The sequence below is a fragment of the Nonomuraea sp. K271 genome (assembly GCF_009908215.1).
Lineage (GTDB): Bacteria > Actinomycetota > Actinomycetes > Streptosporangiales > Streptosporangiaceae > Nonomuraea > Nonomuraea longispora.
The window spans coordinates 1-2672 of record NZ_JAAAHR010000334.1; the positions used below are offsets into that span (position 1 = coordinate 1).

Below are 2672 nucleotides of genomic sequence, written 5' to 3' on the forward strand. Positions count from 1 at the left end.
ACCCCCGACCGCCCCACTCGACCCGGCGCATCTCCCACCATCTCCCACCATCGACCATGCGCCCACGCCCGCGACCCGACCAGCACGTGACCCCCGTGTCCGGCACCCCGCCTAGACCCGCATGACCACACCCTTACGCACCTGCTGCGGAGTTCTCGGCGAAACGGACGCCGCACGCCTGCTCTGACCGGCCTTCCCGGCAAGCTCCCTCATAGCCTCCGCCACACTCCCCGCCTCCACCTCCTCACCGTCGATCGTGAGCTGATAGAACTCCCTGCGCAGCCCGTTGACGGGCAGATAAAGCGCGTACCTCAGAACCCGGGAATCCTTCACCACGGTCATCGAGTAGACCCGGCCCTGCACCGTCCACTCCGGGCTGACACCCGTGATCTGCAAGCACCTCAGCCCCAGCGCCCGGATCAGGTGAGGCAACTGCGCGCCGCCGCCTCCACTCCCGTCCTGCGCCTTCACCAGTACCCCCCGGCTCCCTTGCGCCGCCGCCTGCGCACCCCTTCGACCCGGCCCTTATGCGACAGGTGCCAGTGGTTGGCGAACCGGCACCTGTACACCATGATCGGCACGTAGCCTAAGCTTTGCTTCACCGGATCCGGGTTGGCCTGGATCTTGCGCAGGCACCGTAACGCCTCCTCCTGCGAGGCGTACGACCATTTCCCCGTCTTACCGCACCGCCTTCCCGGCTGCCCTTCTCCGACCTCAGAGGTGTCCACCCTGCTCCTTTCTCTCATCGCAACATGACGTGGCCCCGCGCAATACGGTCAACGACTCTGGGACACGGCCGGGACTCCTCCCGGCTAACACCGAAAGAGCCGCTCTCGAAAGGGGCTACGGGCGCACTCCGCAGCGACACCATGACGCAGCCTCGTCCCTGCATCAGACGGCGCGGAGCACCCCTTTTCGAGAGCGGCACCTACACCCCTGCCCGAGCCGTCCCCCCGATCGAATCCCCGGGCAGAGATGGCTTCCGAACCTCTTCGCGCCAGGCACCTACCCACTCATGACCCACACGCGCGAACACCTCATCACCCACGGCAGCCACGAAGCGATCCCACACACTTCGCGGAACCCGCAACGACTTGACCCGCCAGCCCACCGGCCGCTCAGCCACCGCCAACCGCTCGTCGATCTCGAAACACACCCAGCCGCGGCGCTCCTCCTCCTGCTCCGGCCGGTACGCCCCCGACCCCACCGCCACCACGAAATCCATCCACGCCCGCTCCCGGACCGCCACGCGCGACTGCCGCCAGCGCACCTCGATGAACGGGCCGAACCGATCGCGACGCGCCTGCACATCGCTCCACTCATCCCCGTTCATGCGGGCTCCTCGGGTGCCGCCGACCCGTACAACGCCGTATAGCGCTCCCGATACAGCCGCACGATCCGCCCCACCGCCGTCTCCAGCGCCGAACACGGACACGACGTGTACCCCGACACCCCGCTCGACATCGCAGCGCCCAGCCGCCACCGGTAACGCCACCCGATCGGCCCGCACTCACACCAGACCGTCAGATCCACCGCCCAGATCCCCACCAGCGCCACCCCGTCAACCTCCGAGGTCTGCGACTCGATCCCCGACCACCGCAGTCGATCCGCCAGCCTGCGCGCCAACGAACCGGCCGGACTCAACACCGGCGCCGTTGGCCTCACCATGCCTTCCGCCCGACCCCGGCCAGAAAATGCATGTTCTCCGCGTCGACCTCACAGAACCGATCGCCGGGCTCCGGACGCCACAGCGGCACCCGCACCAAGCCCGGATCCACCAGCTCCAAGCCCGCGTGCGTGAAGAACCGTTCGATCTCCTCCGCCGAGCGCACCACCCCCGGAGCCGACGCCCGCTCATACACCGAGCCAGCCGCAGCCAGCGTTTCCGCCGACTCCAGCGCATGCGACACCACCAGGAACGACCCCGGAGCCATCGCATCCATCACCGTCTTGACGATCTCGTGCGGCCCGTACTCCTCCGCCACGAAATGCAACGACGCCACATACAACACCGCCGTACGCCGCCGCTCGAAATCCAGCAGCGCATTCACCACCGGATGTTCCAGAAACTCGACCGGCTCGCGAAGGTCGGTCTCAACCATCTGCGTCAACGGGTCGGTGGCCAGCAGCGCCCGCCCGTGCACGCACACCGTCGGGTCGTAATCGCAGTACACCGTGCGCGCGTCCGGGATGAACTCCTGCGCCACCTCGTGCACGTTGCCCATGCTCGGATAGCCCGTGCCGAAGTCCACGAACTGACCGATCCCCTGCTCACCCGCCAGGAACCGCACCGCCCGACCCAGAAAAGCCCGGTTCGCCCGCGCGTACCTCTTCGTGCCCGGAAGCACCGCCTCCACCTGCTCAGCCGCTTCACGATCAACCTGGTAGAAGTCCCTGCCCCCCAGCCAGAAGTCATACATACGCGCCACGTTCGGCATCGACGCCCCTACAGGGGGACGAGGCGCACGGCGATGCCCCAGAAGATCCGCATCTAGAGACGGCGCTTGGCGTCCCTGGGAGGGGATGCGCTTCGCCTTGGGCTCATTGAACCTATTTCAGGCTCACCCGGCTTGGGTGACGCGATGGTTTTGAAGGACGGCGATGGCCTTGCAGAGGTGGCCGGCCTTGGACGGGCTGCAGCGTAGCTTGCGCAAGATTCTCCAGCCTTTGAG

4 protein-coding genes are annotated in these 2672 nt (G+C 67.1%); all 4 read right to left on the minus strand.

What is annotated here, in order from left to right; genetic code table 11:
• Positions 1 to 111 precede the first annotated feature (111 nt).
• The 4 genes from GUY59_RS46575 to GUY59_RS46590 all read right to left on the minus strand — a co-directional run bounded on the left by GUY59_RS46575 (position 112) and on the right by GUY59_RS46590 (position 2480).
• Positions 112 to 471: a hypothetical protein gene (locus tag GUY59_RS46575; protein ID WP_138208784.1), complete on the minus strand. Its 360-nt coding sequence runs from the start codon at positions 469 to 471 to the stop codon at positions 112 to 114.
• Positions 468 to 728, minus strand: a complete 261-nt coding sequence (locus tag GUY59_RS46580; protein ID WP_138208785.1) for a hypothetical protein — start codon at positions 726 to 728, stop codon at positions 468 to 470. Before GUY59_RS46580 ends, GUY59_RS46575 begins: the two co-directional genes overlap by 4 nt.
• Before the next feature lie 200 nt (positions 729 to 928).
• Positions 929 to 1333 (minus strand): hypothetical protein, encoded by a 405-nt coding sequence (locus GUY59_RS46585; RefSeq protein ID WP_161715122.1) that lies wholly within the window; start codon positions 1331 to 1333, stop codon positions 929 to 931.
• A gap of 328 nt (positions 1334 to 1661) precedes the next feature.
• Positions 1662 to 2480 carry an SAM-dependent methyltransferase gene (locus tag GUY59_RS46590; protein ID WP_269129104.1) on the minus strand — a complete coding sequence of 273 codons (819 nt, stop codon included), beginning with the start codon at positions 2478 to 2480 and terminating at the stop codon, positions 1662 to 1664.
• Positions 2481 to 2672 lie beyond the last annotated feature (192 nt).